This is a genomic window from Lederbergia sp. B243.17 (genome assembly GCF_057657925.1).
The window spans coordinates 1-18,063 of record NZ_JBWBKF010000042.1 but is presented as its reverse complement, the minus strand read 5'-3'; the positions used below and the strand labels follow the sequence as shown (position 1 = coordinate 18,063).

Genomic DNA, 18,063 nt, shown 5'->3' with positions numbered 1-18,063 from the left:
AATCAAAGAGATATACGGAAAGCGCAAAGAGACGATCGAACGTGTTTTTGCCGATGCCAAAGAAAAGCATGGCATGCGGTGGACAACCCTTAGGGGGCTAAAAAAATTGTCCATGCAGGCGATGCTGACTTTTGCTGTTTTAAACCTTAAGAAGCTGGCCAACTGGACATGGAAAACGCCAGTTATGGCGTAATCGGATTGGGTACAATTGGAAACGACAGCTCATCTTTAATAATTATCGCTTCTAAATGACAAAAGGGTTGGAAATCAAATCGATTTCCAACCCTTTTGTCTACACTCTGACGGATCCAAAATTGGATCCGTTTCTGCTTCTCACTTCTAATTGCTCAATTTCCGGCCTTCAGCCTGATGACATTGCCGGAAGGGTCACGGGTAATCCAGCCATCGGCCGTTTTTTCAACGTCGGCATTGATTTTTTGTAAGGCATCTGCAGCCTGAACAAGTTCCGACTCATTTGGATAGAGGATTGTAAAATGAAGCAGACCGACACTGTTTTCCGGCGGATGCGGGGCGCCGACACCGTTCCATGTATTCAATCCGATATGATGGTGATACTGATGAGTCGATAAAAACAGTGCCTGATCTCCAAGCCGGCTGACGACATCAAAGCCGAGTCCTTCCACATAAAACGTTTGCGCTTCATCCAAATCGGCCACATGCAGGTGGATATGGCCCATGATGGTTTCTTTCGGCAGCCCCTGCCATGCCCCTTCTTTTCCCTCTGTAAGGAGATCGGCAAAATCGATCGGATCAACCGTCATCGCCACTTCCCCATTATTCCAGCTCCATCCGGACGGATTTCGGTCAATATATACTTCAATCCCGTTCCCATCCGGATCCGACAAATAGATGGCCTCACTTACCAAGTGGTCTGCCGATGCAATTTGGACGCCCATTTGCAGCAGATGAAAAACAAAATTGGCCAAGTCTGAACGTTGGGGCATAAGAATGGCAAAGTGGTACAACCCTGTCGTTCTCCCTTGCTTTGGAACGGCAAGTTCAGGCTGCTCAAGCGTCAGGATACCAGTTTTTCCGTCAGCTGTCAGGATGGCAGATCTGTCTGTCCTTTCCAATATCGCAAAACCGATCACATCCAAGTAATAGCGCAAGGATTGTTCCAAATCCAACACTTTAATGTTCACTTCGTTCACATACACGGCAGGCTTTCGGTGAAATCCCATCGATTATCCCCTCATTTCCAGCTTTCTATTATTCTTTGACAAATTGGCGAATCGTTTTGATTACGTCTTTTTTCCAGTGATAGGAGTTGAATGTATGATCACTGCCCTCAATTGTCCGGAGTTCCGCTTTGTCCCCATAGCATTTTTCCATATACAGATGGGAGGTTCGATACGGAACAGCCTGATCTTCTGTTCCGTGAATCAGCTGGACCCTACCGTTAAAGGCAGCTGCTTGCTCCCATACCTCCAGTGCTTTAAGGTCTTCGAAAAATGCCATTCCTACCAGATTTCCTCCGATATCATAGGCATTCTCTTCTTCAATGAAGATGGCACTCTCTTTCATCCCTTCCGCTTTCTCTCCCATTGTCCCAGCTGGAGCGAGCAGGACCAGCTTCTCCAGGTCGCTGCTTCTTTTTCCCGCTAATAAGCTTGCCACTAACCCGCCCATGCTAAAGCCGAGCAAAATCAGGCGGCGGCTGTCAATTTTCGGATGGACTTTCACATAGTCTAAAATGGTTTCCGCTTCGGCAAGTTCACTTGAAACCGTCATATCTTTAAAATCGCCGTCGCTTTCCCCGCTGCCGAGAAAATCAAAGCGGAAACTTGCAAAACCTTCCTTTTCCAGCATGCGGGAAATCTCCAAGAACAGGCGGTGGCTCTCTAGCTTATGACCCGTAAATCCATGCAGCAAAATAACAGCAGGCAGGTTTTCGCCGTCCGGGATCTGTTCCATTCCCCTAAGCACAAATCCTTGATGATTCACTGAAACTGCGTTTTGCAATTCCTACACCCCTTTATCATCATTGTCTATATCTCTGTATTTACGACGATTCGGTTGGATAGCCCTGCATGGAAAATACAAAATCTCTATTATTGATATACAGAAGCATACCATTTGGCCGCAGCATCAACTTCTGATGCAGTCAATTGATGACCCCGATCTTCCCAATGAAGCGTCACCTCGGCATTTGCCTTTTCCAAAAGAGATTGTAATTCAAGCGACTCTGAAGAAGGACATATTGGATCGTTTGTGCCAGCTGCGATAAATACTGATTTCCCCTTCAAATCCGGCAGCTCCACTCCTCGTCTCGGTACCATTGGATGGTGGAAGATCGCACCCTTTAAAGCTTTTTGGTAGTGGAACATTAAACTTGCAGCGATATTTGCTCCGTTTGAATAGCCGATGGCGATGATATTATCTCGGTCAAACTGATACTTCTCTGCGGCCTTATCCAAAAATTCATTCAGCTCTTTCGTGCGGAAAATCAAGTCCTCTTCATCAAAAACGCCTTCTGCTAACCTTTTGAAGAAGCGGGGCATTCCATTTTCCAATACATTCCCGCGAACACTTAATACATTTGCCTCATCATCAACCATTCCGGCGAGAGGCAGCAAATCAAGTTCATTGCCGCCTGTGCCGTGAAGCAATAAGAGTGTTGGTTTCGTTTGGTCTTTTCCTTTATTGAATACGTGCTTCATTATCGATCGCCTCCGAACTGTTTTTATTCCTTAATAAATTCCTTCGTGCTTCTCACTGTATCAATTGGACGGACCATTTTTTCGATTTCTGCCCGTTGAGGCTCCAAGAATGGAGGCAAAGATAATTTCTCTCCAAGCGTTTCATAAGGTTCATCTCCCATAAATCCAGGTCCATCTGTTGCAAACTCGAATAAAATTTGCGGAGCAACTCTTGCGTACAGCGATTCAAAGAAGTGGCGGTTTACATATCCGGATGTAGAGAATCCGAAGCTGTCCATCCGATTAATCCACTCTTCCAATACGGAACGGTCTTCTACTCTGAAGGCAGCATGGTGTACCGTGCCAAACCCTTGTCTTGCCTGTGGAAGAATCGCATTGTACTCGACAATGACAGAAGCTCCGTTGCCGCCTTCCCCAACCTCAAATAAGTGGTAAGAACCCTCATGGGCAGTCTCTTTAAACATCATGACTTTTTCTAACATTTCTTTGAAGTAATCGAAGTTTGCAATCCGGACAAAGATTGGGCCAAGTCCAGTGATCGCATATTCTAATGGGATCGGGCCTTTTTGCCAAGGTGTACCGGATTCAACCCCTTGATTGAGCTCATCTGAAATCAATTGATATTGCTGATCATCAAAATCAACGAAAGAAAGAGTCTTTTTGCCGAATTGCTCTTTAATTCCTGTATGCTTCACTTCCAATCGGTCAAAACGCTTCACCCAATACTCCAATGCCGCATCACTCGGTACACGGAAAGAAGTTTTGGAGATTTCATTTGTTCCATGTACTCCTTTTGGAATGCCAGGGAAGTCAAAGAATGTCATATCTGTACCTGCGCTGCCTTTGTCATCCGCAAAGAACAAATGATACGTTTGAATATCGTCCTGGTTGACTGTTTTTTTCACTAAACGCATCCCTAACACATATGTGAAAAATTTATAGTTGTTTTCTGCACTGCTTGTGATTGCTGTAACATGGTGTATTCCTTTTAGTTGGTTCATTATTATTTCCTCCAATATGTTGATTTTGTTATGCGTTCTCTTCAATTGGCATTAGTTTTGCCTCAATTTCCGCTCTTCTTCCTTCCAAAAATGGCGGCAAATCAAGTTTTTCTCCTAAACGCTCCACATCTCCGTCAATCGTGAAACCCGGTCCGTCTGTAGCAATTTCAAAGAGAATCCCGTTCGATTCACGGAAATACAAACTCTTGAAGTAAAAACGGTCGACAATCCCTGAAGAATGGAAGCCTCTTTGTTTTACTTGTTCTTCCCAATAGGCGAGTTCCGAATCGTTTTTCACCCGAATCGCCAGGTGATGAATACTGCCGCGCCCTGGCCTTTCCGATGGACCGTCTAAGGAAGTTACTAGGATTTCCCCGAAAACCTCACCGGGAATGGATTGAAAAATCGCCTCGCTTTCAGTCCGGCTGATCTCTGTATAGCCAAGCATATCTGTAAGCGTACTTGCCAGCTTGCCCAGCCTCCGGACAGTCATTTCCACTGTACCCATTCCCTGTATTTGATGCTCCACTGGTACTGGAGACTGATCCCATGTCTCCCAGTGGGCAACTTTTGCTCCGTTTGAGACGATCAGCACCATACGCAGCCCTTCAGGATCTTCAAATTTTAAAGCAGGACGATTGGCAAAGGTTGTGATTTCACTATGATCCACACCCAGCCCTTCGAAGCGTGCTTTCCAGAAATGCAGGCTGTCCTCTGACGAAACAAGCAAACCGATTCTCGTAATCGCATTCGTGCCGCGATAGGTCCTTCCTGCCACCGGGATTTCAAAAAATGAGAGCTCTGTACCCGGACTGCCTGTTTTATCACCGAAAAACAAGTGATACATCGAAGGGTCATCCTGGTTCACGGTCAACTTCACACGGCGCAAACCAAGCACATGGCGGTAAAAATGATTATTTTCGCTGGCGTTTTTTGTGATCATTGAAATGTGATGGTGTCCTGGAATTTTATACATCGGTGAATCCCCTCTCTTTCAGTTAACAAATCAAGTGATAGCATAAAAAATAAATCCTATTCTAAGATGCTTAGTTCTCCAACTTCTTTTCCGTATACTTTTGTAACTTCGATACGAGTCCATAAAGGGTTTTCTGCTCATCTTCAGTTAAACACTCATCGAAGATCGACGTTTGAAAGCCAAGCTGATGGATCAAAGCTTCTTGAACCTTAGCTTCCCCCTTTGTAGTAAGGGTGATCCATTTCGTTTTCCAATCCTGCCTGCGCTGGATATATCCCTCTTGCTCAAGCCGGGTAAGCATGCGGGAAATCCCGCCCTCCGACACCGTTGCTTTTGTGGCAAGCTGACTTTGGGTAATCGGCTGATACACCGAGACCTGGATTAACACATCAAACTGAGCAGTAGTGATCCCGAATTGTTTCAGAAAATCATTCGACAGCAGATTGCTTTGATGGGTAAACCGAGACATTCGCAACCAAATCAAGGAACCAAGTGTGTTCTTTTTCAACTGCCTCATTTCCTTTCTCTACTATCACTTTACACCTCAATTGAAAAGGATGCAAGAAAAATATCTTGAATTAGAGATAATAATCATAACACCCAAAGTAAAACTCCGGACTCGATTTTAATCGAACCGGAGTTTCAGTAGGTGATTACGTTGCTTTAATATAATCCATAAAAATCTGTTTTATAATGGCTAATTGAACACTGGGTTCTAGTTCGTCCTCTAAAAATGGAATTCGTTCAAATAAGGAAAGCTTTCTGGAAAACAGGCCAAATGCATTTATAACAGCTGAAAGGACATCTTTGGTCTGTATATCTGATCGAATGGAACCGTCTTTCATGCCCTCTTCTACAATAAGTAAAAGTGTATTCGCTATTCTTTTTCTAACTTCAATATAATCCTGATAATTACTAAGCTCCTCTATCGAGGTGGCAGCAAAGCTTTCAAACGCTTCTAATAACTGAGTGGTTTCTAAATTGTCTGGCTCAATATCAAAAATGAAACGGTCAAATAGCCTTTCTATTTTATCAAGACATGTACCATTTTCAGACGCAACATTTTCAAAGATAAAAAGATATCTTTCCAATATATTTACAGCGACAGCTACAATCAATTTATCCTTTTTTGGGAAGTAGCGAAAAACAGTAGCGATGCCTATATTTAGCTCGTCTGCAATATCCTGCATGGTCGCTTTCTCAAAGCCTTTTCTACTAAAAACCTTTTCTGCAGCTTCGATTATGTTTTTCATTCGTTTACTTTTTCCTTCTTGCCGTTCTTGTTCCCATCTGCTTTGAGGGCCCATGAATACAATTCCCCCTTTAAACTTCTTTACTGCAATGATGCTAACAAATTACCCGGAGAACGTCAATTTCTGAAGTTTTGAACCTAATAATTGTCACTTTCAGAAATAGGCATTATAATAATAATATAATGATGATAGTCGTACTATCACTATGATATCTTTAATCTCATTTGAAATTGTTCACTATCATCTTTTACTCTATATGCTGGTTTTTACCACAGCAAAAACAATAATTTGGGGGAGATTTTATGGGAAGATTAACAAATAAAGTAGCCATCATTACTGGCGCAGCAAGCGGACAAGGGGCAGAAGAAGCAAGATTGTTTGCAAGTGAAGGAGCTAAGGTAGTAGCTACCGATATACAAGTAGAATTATTAGACAGTGTAGTGAACGAAATCAACGCAAATGGTGGAGCAGCTATTGCAATTAAACATGACGTTACTTCTGCTGATGGATGGAAAACTGTAGTCGAGACAGCTATGGAGAAATTCGGTAAGATAGATATCCTTGTAAACAATGCAGGCATTACAGGGTTCATTACCCAAACGATTGAAGATTTGGATGAATCCACATGGGATAAAATCCTTGATATTAATACAAAGGGGCCGTATTTAGGAATTAAAGCTGTTCTTCCTGAAATGAAAAAAGCAGGAGGAGGAAGCATCGTAAATATTTCTTCACTTTCGGGTATTAACGGAGTAGGGAATGCTGCCTATAACAGTTCAAAAGGCGGACTTAGACTTTTGACTAAAAATGTCGCACTTGATTATGGCAAATACAATATTCGTGTTAATTCCGTACACCCCGGTACGATCGAAACACCGATGATTGAAATGTTTACTAGCGATAAACAAACAAGAGAAATGACATTAGCAGGTATTCCTTTAAATGTTCTTGGACAGCCTTCAGATATCGCATATGGGGTTCTTTATTTAGCCTCAGACGAATCAAAATTCGTTACCGGCATTGAATTGATTATCGATGGTGGTTCCATTTTACATTAATTATTTTTTGAGGATATGATGATAAACTAAAAAAAGCAGACACATTGAACCGCGATGTGCCTGCCTTTTTCATAAAGAACATATCTTCTCTCAAATTTACTTGAAATCCTATAGTTTTCCCGATCATAATAGACCAGTCTATAACTTAAAAAAAAGAAACCAGTCTCCTCAGTCAAAGAAGAACTGGTATCTGTTTTGCTATCTTTCATTTTCTTAGCATATGCTCGTTTTTCTTTTAACACCGATGCGATTTTTCTCTTCAGCTTTATGAATGTAAGCTGTTGCAAGCGGCACTATGCAGGAAGTTTTTCCGACATTCACATGAACCTTTCCGATAGCTTCAGCAACCGATTTGGCACACTCACTCAATTCCAGTATGTAGGTGCCGCAAGCTATGACGAAACCGTTCATCACATAGCGGACCCGGTTCCGCTCACCGTGTATTTGATCTTTCACCCGAGCGAGCAGGCTTTCGATTTCACTGATATCCAGCAGTTCGTCTGGAGTGATCGAAATATAATTTGCATAGGTGGCCCAACCGGCAACCGCAATGTTCTCATCCAGTGAATCAATCCACTCATTCGCCAGCTTCACTGCATATTTGCTTTCAGCCGCGACCCCCGCAACCGTGTATTCTGCCGGTGCATGCCACTTCGCCCCATCCGCCCATTGCCGGAGTGTTTCGATTGTCATGATTTTTGGATCTGCAGCCAGGCCAGCCAAATACATTGCATCGTAATTGCCGGATGCGTATAACCTAAGCACTAAATTCTGATCTTTTCTTATATATTTGACAAGCTTTTTTAGATCACCGACCTTGACGCCAAACAAAGGTTCCGGAGCGCCGTGGTTCAAAAAGATCTTTTTCGTTTGTTTGGAACCCAATTCTTCCAACTTCCCCATGATATCTTCATACGTCATAAGTTCACCTCCATTGTTTGAACTGGCCAAAACTGCATTCCGGTATATTCACTCCAGTCTTGAATGGATCAACTGTTTGAACATTGAGAGAGAATCGCTATTTCAACTTGATCAACACCACTCTCTCCACATGTGTCGGCACTAAAGGTTGATACATTTGCATGAATACCCTAATTTCGTGTGAATGTGTTCCCCCATTTGAGACCCGCTTAGCACATTCCCCGGTGTCAATCGAATTTACCCAACGGAAACAAAAAGATTCGCGTAATCCATAAACTCATATCTTCGATGGGTTCCTTCATGCCGTCTTTAGCCAGTAAAGAATGACTCCAACCACTCCGTTTGACGAAAAGGATGCTTCCCAGATATTATGCTGAAATCGAAGGGCATCTGTTCTGACGCCGGGCAGGCAGGCGCAAGTCGACTGGGCAGAAGATATTGGAGAATTCTATGTGGAGGGTCGGAAACGGCCGCTATACACGTTTCTGATCATCCTGAGTTATTCGAGGAAGCGATACATCGAGTTTACAACGGATATGACCCAAGAGACATTGATGAAGTGCCATATGAATGCCTTCGCCTATTTCAAGGGGATTCCCCAGCAGCTCTTGTATGATAATATGCGCACCGTCGTTAAAAAGGTATCTTTACGTCTTTTTTGTTAAATTAGCACTTCGCAACTGGTTTCGGAACTACTAAACAGTCATTTTCCAACTTGATAAAGTCAGCCAGTTTTCCTTTTCCTTATAATCAGGCACTATTTTTCCAACAAGTCGCCAGAAGGATCGATCATGATTCATATGAACCATATGACATAATTCATGAACGACTACATAGTCAATGACCTCAGGTGGTGCCATTGCTAGTCGCCAATTAAATGTTAACTGCTGCTTTGAATCACAGGTTCCCCAAGTCGTTTTGCTATCCGAGATGTGAATAGAACGTGGTTTTGTTTTGAAGTTGCTTTGATAATATGAAATGCTCTTTTCCACTAATGCCTTACACTGCTGATAATAAAATCGCTTCAAAGCTTGTTTTATTTTTTCAGTGTCAGGTTGTTTTACATATATATGGAGCTGATCATCTTCAAACACTACATGTTCTTGCGTAAGATTTATATCTTGGAAAATCTGTATGGGATAATTGTTTCCTAAATAAAGAAAACTTTCACCATACTCATAGACCTTTTTCTGCGGTCCCAGCAGCCTATCCTTCATTTCTTTTATTTTTTTCTGTATAACATCCCATTTTTCTTCTACTAACTGAAGCACACTATCTTCAGGTGTCCCTTTTGGAGCCTGAACTTCAACATTTCCATAACTATCTATTGTAATTCCTATAGAGGTACGGTTTTTGTACTTGATTTCTAAACGTAATGTCTCACCTAAGTAATTATGTATCATTTCATCACCTGTATTAAGGCTTATCCCCTGTATTTGATTGCCAATCCCTTTAAGAAATTCCTGGCATATTTATCTCCGCACTCTTTATAATTCTTATGTCCTTCTTTTCTTAATAAAGCGCCCAGCTCCCCTTTGGTAACCGTGATGCCTGCATTTTCAAATATATCCAGCATATCCTCAGTCGTTAATGCTAATGCAATTTTCACCTTCTTTAACAGGAGATTATTCACATTTTTATTTTTCTTTATAGACGGATCTGGCGTATCAGACTGACCTGGTTTGGGCTCTTGTTTTCCTCTTTTGTAAATAATAAGACCGTTTAAAAATGAATCTAACATATTGTTATTACATTTTATTTGCTCGTCACTTTCCTCATCATACTCGTCTGATTTTGTGAGAATCTTTATAACTTCTGGCACTGTTACATCCACTTCCCCAAGTTTAAAGATCTCTGCCATTTCTTTATTTTTAATTTCCAACGCATATCTTAATCGAATTAATATATCGTTATTATCCATAATAGACCTCCATATAAGAAAATAGTGTCAATCCTCTGTCCCCAACAAAGATACTGACCTATTGATTATTCTAATATTACCCCATCATAAATCGGTTATCAAAAAAGTAAATAGGCAACTCCAATGGGGTTAGTTGCCTGCTTTTTGTACACCCAAAAACAATCTTCCCAAAACCCTCTCTCCCGCCCGCATTTCTTGTCTCCAATAAACTAAAGATTTCCTACCGAACTCCGTTTTTCACCTTTTTGGTACAAATACCTTTTTCCATATCAAAATAGAGGTTCTCCCAGAACGTTGTATATGGGTTACCTGCTTCCATTCTCGGTTCAGACAGAAAAGGACCCCGAAATCGGGGTTGGATTATGAGATGTCTATTTTAGAGAGACTAAACCAATCTTAATTCAACAACGCTCTCCACATGCAATGTCTGCGGAAACATATCCACAGGCTGCACTTCCACCGTCTTGTATCCGCCGTCCTCCAATATCCGCAGGTCGCGGGCGAGAGTGGCCGGGTTGCAGGAGACGTAGACGACTTTTTTCGGTTTCATGCTGATGATCGTGTCAAGCAGGCTGGCGTCGCAGCCTTTGCGCGGCGGGTCGACGACAAGGACGTCGGCTTTGATTCCTTTTTTGTACCAGGCCGGGATGACGGTTTCCGCCTCGCCCGCTTCAAATTCAGCATTCACGATATTGTTCAATTCGGCATTTCGTTTCGCATCCTCGATCGCTTCCGGAACGATTTCGACGCCGTATACCTTTTTCGCGCGCTGGGCGAGAAAAAGTGAGATCGTGCCGATACCGCAATACGCATCAATGACGGTCTCTTCCCCGCTCAGTCCGGCATATTCCAGCGCCTTGTCATAGAGTACTTTTGTCTGGTCCGGGTTCACTTGGAAGAATGATCTGGCCGAAATGGCAAATTTGATGTCTCCGATTGTGTCATAAATGACTTCCTCGCCCCAAAGGACCTTCGTCTTGTCACCAAAAATGACATTTGTTTTCTTTGAATTGATGTTTTGGACGATCGATTTTACTCCGGGAATGGATTGGACGATCTCCTCGACGATTTTTTTCTTATTCGGCAGGTCTTCCGTTCGCGTAATGAAAACAATCATGATCTCGCCAGAGTTTTTTCCGTAGCGGGCCATCACATGACGAAGCAGGCCTTTGTTCGTTTTTTCATTATAAGCCCTAACACCATAAGCACTGCAAATTTCCTTTACTTTGCGAAGGACGTCGTCGTTTTGTTCCAATTGGATAAGGCAGGCATCCATGTCGATGATGTCATGAGTCCGCTGCTGGTAGAAGCCGCCAATCAGGCCGCCTTCCCTTTCACCGATCGGCACCTGTGCTTTGTTGCGGTAGCGCCATGGTTCTTCCATGCCGAGAACCGGATGGATTGTCACGTTTTCCAGCTTCCCGATCCGCTCCATCACATCGCGGACCTGCTTTTCCTTTGCCTTCAGCTGGCCGGCATAGCTCAGATGCTGAAGCTGGCAGCCGCCGCACTCGTTGTATATAGGGCAAGCGGGAACAACCCGGTCCTCGCTCTCTGTGTAAAGCTCAATCAGCCGGCCGAATCCGTATCCTTTGTTCAGCTTTGTCACTTTGATCTTCGCCTTTTCTCCGGGCAGGCCTTTTGGGACGAAGAGCGGATAGCCTTCCACTTTGGCGACGGCATGACCTTCATGCGTCAAATCTTCGAATTCCACATCTATATATTCATTTTTCTGCACTGGCAGCTGTATTTTTCCCATCGTTTAACTTCCTTTTCCTTCATTTATACTGTATTGATTGTACCACAGTCGCTCTCAGGGAAAAAATGCTGGCAAAAAGCAAACAAAAAAAGACACACTGCCCCAAACAGTATGTCTCCCCTGTCATCTCCCCGGCTTCTTTGGCACCAGTTCAAAAATATCATGGTTTTCAAACGCATCAACGAGCCGGTCCAGCCATTCATAGTAGTCCGCCATGTATTCGAGCTTTTCTAGATCACTTTCCGCCAGTTCCCTTACTTCCCCGCTGATCGATTCATCCGCCATCAATTCCTTCAACTCGCGAATGGATCGGCGAAGCGACTGGGAATGAACCGTAATCGCACTTCGCCATTTTATTGAAAAAAGGTCGAGAAAACTTTGATACCAGTCTTCTTCCACTTTATATAAATCTTTACGGACTCCTTTTTTCCAAACTTGCTCCACCATTTTCAAATCCGTCAATGAACGGACGGAAGTGCTCATGCTCGTTTTGCTCATGCCGAGTTCTTCCTTCATATCATCGAGTGTCAATGGGTCATGATGAAAATACATCATGCCGAAGAGCCTGCCGGCGGAAGAAGTGACCCCATATAAGTGGATATTTTGCGCAATCGTTTCAATGATACGCTCCCGGGCTTTTTCAAGCCTCTCCAGTCCTTCCACTTCTCCTCACATCCTTAACGATATTCACTTTTCCCTCATTTAGATTATAATACCGCCGCTCTGATGTAAAGAAACTATCTATGGTGCATTCACGAGGAAACGGGAGGAAATATAAGCATTCGGCAGTTATAGTTTGTACAGTTTTATCTGTACATACAATACATAAAGAATATGGTGTTATATGACATTTGTGTTACATTCGATACTTCCTCTAAAATAAAAAGGGTGAACAGACGAGCGGCACAGCAAGTTAGAGCTGAATAGAGAAAAACTGAGGGGTGTAAAGATGGATACGAATCTTCAACATAAAAAACTTGAGATCCGCAATGTGACCAAGATTTTCGGTAAAAATAGCAAGAAGGCTTACCAATTGTCAACTGAAGGAAAAACAAAAAATGAAGTGCTAAAAGCAACCGGAGCAACAGTCGGTGTCAAGGATGCCAATTTCGAAGTATACGACGGAGAAATTTTTGTCATCATGGGACTGTCCGGCAGTGGTAAATCAACATTGGTAAGAATGCTGAACCGCTTGATTGAGCCGACGAGCGGCCATATTCTTTTGGACGGGGAAGATATTGTCTCCCTTAACAAAGAGAAGCTCCGGGAAGTCCGGAGAAAGAAGATCGGCATGGTGTTCCAGAAGTTCGCTCTCTTCCCTCACCGGACGATCCTTGAGAATACTGAGTACGGTCTGGAAATCCAGGGCATCGACAAAAAGCTCCGGCAGCAGCGTGCGAAGGAATCGCTGAAGCTTGTCGGTCTTGAAGGCTATGAAAGCCAATACCCTGACCAGCTGAGCGGCGGCATGCAGCAGAGGGTCGGCCTTGCACGTGCCCTTGCCAATGACCCAGATATCCTGCTCATGGATGAAGCATTCAGTGCGCTCGATCCTCTCATCCGTAAAGACATGCAGAATGAGCTGCTGCAGCTTCATGATGATATGGGCAAAACGATTATTTTCATTACCCATGATCTTGATGAAGCATTGCGGATAGGTGACCGGATTGCCTTGATGAAGGACGGACAAATTGTCCAAATCGGCACTCCGGAGGAAATCCTCATGAGCCCGTCCAATGAGTATGTCGAACGGTTCGTTGAGGATGTTGACCTGTCGAAAGTCTTGACAGCTGCACATATTATGAAAAATGCCGAAACGGTACAAATCGACAGAGGGCCTCGTGTGGCACTCCGATTAATGAAACAGCACGGTATTTCTTCAATTTATGTCGTTGATAAAAAGAACAGGCTGCTCGGTGCGGTGACTGCCCAGGATGCAAGCAATGCCATCGAAAAGGGGCTTGCACTCAAAGATGTCCTGGCAGAGAACATTACGACCGTACCAGGGGATGTACTCTTAACGGATCTGTTCAACCTTGTCTCAACTGCAGCCGTTCCGGTCGCTGTCGTCGACGAAAATCAAAGACTGCAGGGAATTATCATCCGCGGTGCACTGATCGGTGCACTGTCCGGCGACAATGATTATATTAATGAAACATCTGAAACAGCAACAGATATTCGGGAGGTGAATTGATTTGGGTAACTTTATTCCAAGAATTCCGCTGGCAGAGTGGATTGACCAACTTGTCGATTGGCTCGTTACTACGTTCGGAACAGCCTTTGATGGCATGACTACAGTTTTGCAAGGGACAGTCGAAGGAATTGTTAATGGGCTCGGCTTCATCCCGTCAATTCTGCTCTCCGTCATTTTTGCTTTGATTGCGTGGAAGGTTTCCACTAAGAAAATCGCAGTCTTCACACTGGTCGGTTTTCTCATCATCGACTATTTGGGCTACTGGGAGCCGATGCTGCAAATGCTCGCACTCGTTGTGACCTCGGTCGTCATTTCTGTGATTATCGGAGTGCCGATCGGCATTTGGGCTTCGCAGAAAGAGACCGTCCGGAAGATTGTTACACCGATTCTCGATTTGATGCAGACGATGCCAGCTTTCGTTTATTTGTTGCCGGCGATCTTCTTTTTCAACATCGGCGTCGTGCCGGGCGTCGTGGCTTCGGTCATCTTTTCGATGCCGCCAGCCATCCGGCTGACCATCCTCGGCATTAAGCAAGTCCCGGCTGATCTGATCGAAGCGACCGAAGCTTTTGGTTCGACAACCGGACAGCGATTGCTGAAAGTGCAAATTCCGCTTGCAATGCCGACAATCATGGCAGGCATCAACCAGAGCATCATGCTCGCCCTTTCCATGGTCGTCATCGCCTCAATGGTTGGTGCGCCGGGGCTTGGCGAGGAAGTATACAGAGCCGTCACCCAGCTGAAGACAGGTGTCGGATTCGAAGCAGGCCTTGCAATTGTCATCGTGGCAATTATTTTAGATAGAATCACACAGCATGCAGGGAAAAGAAAACAAGGGGGAACAATTTGATGAGTGTACTGAAAAAGATCACAGGACTGGGAACAGCGGCCGTGCTAGCGGTCGGATTAGCAGCCTGCGGAAGCAATGATTCAGGCTCTTCCAATTCAGGGAGCGGAACGTCTTCGGAAAATATCGGCAAAGCGGTCAATCATAAAATCACAGGCATCGATCCAGGTGCGGGTATTATGGAAGCGACCGAAAAAGCGATTAAAGAATATGATCTGCAAGATTGGGATCTTGTCAGCGGCTCCAGCGCAGCCATGACTGCAGCGTTGAAAAAAGCGTATGACAAGGAAGATCCGATCATTATTACAGGCTGGACTCCTCACTGGATGTTCTCAAAATTCGATTTGAAATACCTGGATGATCCAAAAGGTGTGTATGGAGGCGAAGAAGAAATCCATTCCATCGGCCGCAAAGGCTTGAAAGAAGATAAGCCTGAAGCATATCAAGTCCTCTCTCAATTCGAATGGACTGAAGATGATATGGGCGAAATCATGGTAGCTATCGAAGATGGTGCAAAACCGGAGGACGCGGCGAAAGACTGGGTTGACGCAAACGAAGATAAAGTCGCTGAATGGACAAAAGGCGTTGATGATGTCGACGGTGACAAAATTAAGCTTGCCTATGTAGCCTGGGACAGCGAAATCGCCAGCCACAATGTGATGAAGCTTGTTTTGGAGAGCATTGGGTATGATGTGACATTGACTCAAGTCGAAGCCGGCCCAATGTGGACAGCCATTGCAGATGGCAGCGCGGATGCGACTCTTGCTGCATGGCTCCCGCTTACACATAAAACGTATGCGGAAAAATATGAAGGCAAATTCGAAGATATCGGCATCAGTATGAAAGGCGTGAAAATCGGCCTTGCTGTACCGAAATACGTTGATATCGACTCGATTGAAGATCTAAAGGAATAAGATAAAAGGGTTGTGCAGGATTTACCTGTACAACCCTTTTTTCATCCTCTTAGTTCCTTATCTGCTTTAAAAAGGACATCGCCAATTTTCCGGTCCTGGATGACCAAATCTGCGAAGATATCGAATTCGGTCGGCTCCATATTGACGATGACGAGCTTTGCACCGTGCTGCTTGGCGATCAGAGGAAATTGGTTGGCCGGGGTGACCGTCAATGAAGAACCGAGCACAATAAACAGCTCCGCCTTCTCACTTTCCTCCGCTGCGTGCAAAAGAGCTTCTTCCGGCAGCATCTCACCGAAAAGAACAACAGATGGACGAAGCTTCCCCCCGCAATCCTCACAATAGAAGTGCTCATTGGCATACACTTCATTTCCATACTCTTTCGCACAGTCCTGGCAGTGGACACGCTTCAAAGTGCCGTGCAGCTCAGCCATATTTAGGCTGCCAGCTTCCTCGTGAAAGCCGTCGACATTTTGCGTAATAATGCTTTTGATAATGCCTTCCCGCTCCCATTTCGCTAGGATTTCATGCCCCCGATGTGGACTGCATTCCTTCAAGCCGAGCACCCTCTGGCGGTAAAAATCAAAAAACCGCTCGACATTCCGGTTCAATGCTTCGGTGCTTGCTAGCCGGCTCGGGTCCTCTTTTTCCCAAAGCCCGGTATTTGCGGATCGAAAATCAGGAAGCCCGCTTTCCGTCGACATACCTGCACCTGTCAGTACAACCGTATAGCGTGATTCCTTCAACCACTTTGCCAGCATCCCATTCTCCTCCTTTATCTCGTTTAACCTGATTGTATCATATCTCATTCCGTCAATTTTTCTCCCAAACAAGGTCATACTATTGGCAAGCAAGCTGAAAAGGAGCGATTTCATGCATAACTTTGATCCATGGGAAATGATTCTCCGTTCAACCTCCGCCTTTCTCGTTCTATTGTTACTGACCCGCGTCATGGGAAAAAAACAGTTGAGCCAGCTAACATTTTTCCATTATGTGACGGGAATTACAATCGGTTCAATTGCGGCAGACATCGGCGGCGAATCGGAAACTCCATTTTTCAACGGGCTCGTCAGCCTGATCTGGTGGTCGCTGCTGACCATCCTGCTTAATTACCTAGGATTGAAATCGTCCAAAGTACGATCAATGCTGGACGGCCATCCGGTGATGATTATAAAAGATGGTAAAATCCTTGAAAAGTCGTTGAAACGCTCAAGACTCAACATGGATGACGTTAGCATGCTGTTGAGAGAGAAGAACGTTTTCTCAATCCAAGAAGTAGAAACCGCCGTCTTTGAGCCTCACGGAAAGGTCAGCATTATTTTGAAGCCTGAACATCAGCCAATGACAAAAAAAGACGGGAAACTAAAAACCACTCCCCCGCAATACATACCGATGGAATTGATGGTTGACGGAAAAATGGTCAAACGGAACCTTGATGAGTCAGGACTGACGGAAAAATGGCTCCACAACCAGCTGGAGACGATGAAAATAAGGCTGGACGAAGCGTTTTATATTGAACTGCAGGAAGACGGGTCTCTATATATCGATCGTTACAAAGACAACGAAAGCGGACAGGCTTCCGGTTAAAAATCCGATTAATCCGCCAACGAACGGGAATAGTAAAAGCAAGGAAAACAAAATGCATGCGGAGGGATGAAAAATGGCAGACGAAAAGAAACATGAAGAACTGAAGGGCATGCTCGAAGACGAAGAAAGACGCGAAACCCGCCTAAAAGACAAAGCACGCCACCCCGACGAACAAAACCGAATGAAAAGCAAAGAAAATCAGAGGATATGAACAAAAGCGGAAGGCGGCTGATCAGGGGCGACTAGCGCTGGAAGAAAAGAACGAGGTGGGTGCTCTCCAACCCACCTCTTCTTTTCTGAAGCGACCTCGAGCCCCTGCCGCCTGCAGCTGGACGTCTCAAATGCGGAAGGCGCCGTCTAGCCCCGACAAGCGCTGGCGGAAAGGCGCTCTTTGCCTTTTTGACAATTCCGAAGCGACCTCGAGGGGCTGGCGATTGGAGCTGGACGTCTCAAAAGCGGCGGCGCCTTGATCAGCTGCGACTAGCATAAGACGAAGACGGAAAAAGGCGCTTTCCAGTCTTTATTCGACTTTGGCTTATGACCTCGAGTAGCTAGGCGCCAGAGCTGGACGCTATCAAAAGTGGAAGGCGGCTGATCAGGGGCGACTAGCATAAGACGAAAACAGACGAAGGCGCTTTTTGCCTTCATCTGTTTTTGACTTATGACCTCGAGCCCCTGCCGCCTGAAGCTGGACGCTATCAAAAGCGGAAGGCGGCTGATCAGGGGCAACTAGCGCTGGAAGAAAAAAATGGGGACCTCTTCACGTTGCCAAAGCGGAAGTCTGCCGCTTGAAAACACTTCTCCAAAATGGAAGGGGCTGGGACAAAACCCATCTCTGATACGAAAAAAGCCGGCGGAATTTTACGATGAGTAAAATTCCGCCGGCTTTAATTGTCTTTCATGAAAGATAAGGACCACTTCTGATAAAATTAAGTCACCACAACAAAATAT

Annotated in this window: 20 protein-coding genes and 1 pseudogene; 8 read left to right on the top strand and 13 right to left on the bottom strand. The window is 44.6% G+C overall.

The genetic code is table 11. The annotated features are described in order from the left end of the window. Positions 1–193: transposase (locus AC0TWI_RS08355; protein ID WP_488125888.1), on the top strand; the 193-nt coding region annotated here is incomplete at its 5' end. Positions 194–347: 154 nt separating this feature from the next. Here the strand turns inward: AC0TWI_RS08355 and AC0TWI_RS08350 are convergent. From AC0TWI_RS08350 to AC0TWI_RS08320, 7 genes are all read right to left on the bottom strand, one after another. After that, positions 348–1,202: a VOC family protein gene (locus AC0TWI_RS08350; RefSeq protein ID WP_488125887.1), complete on the bottom strand. Its 855-nt coding sequence runs from the start codon at positions 1,200–1,202 to the stop codon at positions 348–350. A 28-nt stretch (positions 1,203–1,230) separates the two neighbouring features. Then, positions 1,231–1,983 (bottom strand): alpha/beta hydrolase, encoded by a 753-nt coding sequence (locus tag AC0TWI_RS08345; RefSeq protein WP_488125886.1) that lies wholly within the window; start codon positions 1,981–1,983, stop codon positions 1,231–1,233. Between the two features lie 89 nt (positions 1,984–2,072). Next, positions 2,073–2,681, bottom strand: coding sequence for an alpha/beta hydrolase (locus tag AC0TWI_RS08340; protein ID WP_488125885.1), 609 nt, complete (start codon positions 2,679–2,681; stop codon positions 2,073–2,075). 23 nt (positions 2,682–2,704) lie between these two features. Beyond that, the gene (locus tag AC0TWI_RS08335; protein WP_488125884.1) at positions 2,705–3,682 is read right to left on the bottom strand and encodes a ring-cleaving dioxygenase; all 978 of its coding nucleotides are present in this window, start codon (positions 3,680–3,682) and stop codon (positions 2,705–2,707) included. 28 nt (positions 3,683–3,710) lie between these two features. Continuing rightward, positions 3,711–4,658 carry a ring-cleaving dioxygenase gene (locus AC0TWI_RS08330; RefSeq protein WP_488125883.1) on the bottom strand — a complete coding sequence of 316 codons (948 nt, stop codon included), beginning with the start codon at positions 4,656–4,658 and terminating at the stop codon, positions 3,711–3,713. Positions 4,659–4,728: 70 nt separating this feature from the next. Next, on the bottom strand, positions 4,729–5,166 hold the full coding sequence (locus AC0TWI_RS08325; RefSeq protein WP_488125889.1) for a MarR family winged helix-turn-helix transcriptional regulator: 438 nt from the start codon (positions 5,164–5,166) through the stop codon (positions 4,729–4,731). 145 nt (positions 5,167–5,311) lie between these two features. Next, a complete protein-coding gene (locus tag AC0TWI_RS08320) occupies positions 5,312–5,965 on the bottom strand; it encodes a TetR/AcrR family transcriptional regulator (protein WP_488125882.1) in 654 nt (217 codons plus the stop codon). A 248-nt stretch (positions 5,966–6,213) separates the two neighbouring features. Between AC0TWI_RS08320 and AC0TWI_RS08315 the strand changes: the two genes are divergently transcribed. Beyond that, a complete protein-coding gene (locus AC0TWI_RS08315; protein WP_488125881.1) occupies positions 6,214–6,969 on the top strand; it encodes an SDR family NAD(P)-dependent oxidoreductase in 756 nt (251 codons plus the stop codon). Positions 6,970–7,182: 213 nt separating this feature from the next. Here AC0TWI_RS08315 and AC0TWI_RS08310 read toward each other — a convergent pair whose 3' ends face one another. Beyond that, positions 7,183–7,890 (bottom strand): DNA alkylation repair protein, encoded by a 708-nt coding sequence (locus tag AC0TWI_RS08310; RefSeq protein WP_488125880.1) that lies wholly within the window; start codon positions 7,888–7,890, stop codon positions 7,183–7,185. A 401-nt stretch (positions 7,891–8,291) separates the two neighbouring features. On the opposite strand from AC0TWI_RS08310, the pseudogene AC0TWI_RS08305 reads away from it, so the two are divergent. Beyond that, positions 8,292–8,555 (top strand): annotated as a pseudogene (locus AC0TWI_RS08305) (DDE-type integrase/transposase/recombinase); the annotation flags it as partial. Positions 8,556–8,585: 30 nt separating this feature from the next. Here AC0TWI_RS08305 and AC0TWI_RS08300 read toward each other — a convergent pair. The 4 genes from AC0TWI_RS08300 to AC0TWI_RS08285 form a co-directional block, all read right to left on the bottom strand. Further along, entirely contained in the window at positions 8,586–9,293 is a 708-nt protein-coding gene (locus tag AC0TWI_RS08300; RefSeq protein WP_488125879.1) for a M48 family metallopeptidase, read from the bottom strand. Positions 9,294–9,313: 20 nt separating this feature from the next. Beyond that, on the bottom strand, positions 9,314–9,811 hold the full coding sequence (locus AC0TWI_RS08295) for a YehS family protein (protein WP_488125878.1): 498 nt from the start codon (positions 9,809–9,811) through the stop codon (positions 9,314–9,316). A gap of 385 nt (positions 9,812–10,196) precedes the next feature. Beyond that, positions 10,197–11,570: a 23S rRNA (uracil(1939)-C(5))-methyltransferase RlmD gene (gene rlmD / locus AC0TWI_RS08290; RefSeq protein ID WP_488125877.1), complete on the bottom strand. Its 1,374-nt coding sequence runs from the start codon at positions 11,568–11,570 to the stop codon at positions 10,197–10,199. Positions 11,571–11,693: 123 nt separating this feature from the next. Beyond that, entirely contained in the window at positions 11,694–12,233 is a 540-nt protein-coding gene (locus tag AC0TWI_RS08285) for a GbsR/MarR family transcriptional regulator (RefSeq protein ID WP_488125876.1), read from the bottom strand. 286 nt (positions 12,234–12,519) lie between these two features. On the opposite strand from AC0TWI_RS08285, the gene AC0TWI_RS08280 reads away from it, so the two are divergent. The 3 genes from AC0TWI_RS08280 to AC0TWI_RS08270 are packed head-to-tail and all read left to right on the top strand — an operon-like array spanning position 12,520 to position 15,525. Next, positions 12,520–13,764, top strand: a complete 1,245-nt coding sequence (locus AC0TWI_RS08280) for a quaternary amine ABC transporter ATP-binding protein (RefSeq protein ID WP_488125875.1) — start codon at positions 12,520–12,522, stop codon at positions 13,762–13,764. Between the two features lies 1 nt (position 13,765). Further along, positions 13,766–14,614: an ABC transporter permease gene (locus AC0TWI_RS08275; protein ID WP_488125874.1), complete on the top strand. Its 849-nt coding sequence runs from the start codon at positions 13,766–13,768 to the stop codon at positions 14,612–14,614. Further along, positions 14,614–15,525, top strand: a complete 912-nt coding sequence (locus AC0TWI_RS08270) for a glycine betaine ABC transporter substrate-binding protein (protein WP_488125873.1) — start codon at positions 14,614–14,616, stop codon at positions 15,523–15,525. The genes AC0TWI_RS08275 and AC0TWI_RS08270 overlap by 1 nt, the downstream gene beginning before the upstream one ends. 41 nt (positions 15,526–15,566) lie before the next feature. On the opposite strand, the gene AC0TWI_RS08265 is transcribed toward AC0TWI_RS08270, so the two are convergent. After that, positions 15,567–16,286, bottom strand: coding sequence for an NAD-dependent deacylase (locus AC0TWI_RS08265; RefSeq protein ID WP_488125872.1), 720 nt, complete (start codon positions 16,284–16,286; stop codon positions 15,567–15,569). A gap of 112 nt (positions 16,287–16,398) precedes the next feature. On the opposite strand from AC0TWI_RS08265, the gene AC0TWI_RS08260 reads away from it, so the two are divergent. Both AC0TWI_RS08260 and AC0TWI_RS08255 read left to right on the top strand, forming a co-directional pair. Next, positions 16,399–17,112 carry a DUF421 domain-containing protein gene (locus tag AC0TWI_RS08260; RefSeq protein ID WP_488125871.1) on the top strand — a complete coding sequence of 238 codons (714 nt, stop codon included), beginning with the start codon at positions 16,399–16,401 and terminating at the stop codon, positions 17,110–17,112. A 73-nt stretch (positions 17,113–17,185) separates the two neighbouring features. Beyond that, positions 17,186–17,323, top strand: a complete 138-nt coding sequence (locus AC0TWI_RS08255; protein ID WP_488125870.1) for a hypothetical protein — start codon at positions 17,186–17,188, stop codon at positions 17,321–17,323. The last annotated feature ends 740 nt before the right edge of the window (positions 17,324–18,063 follow it).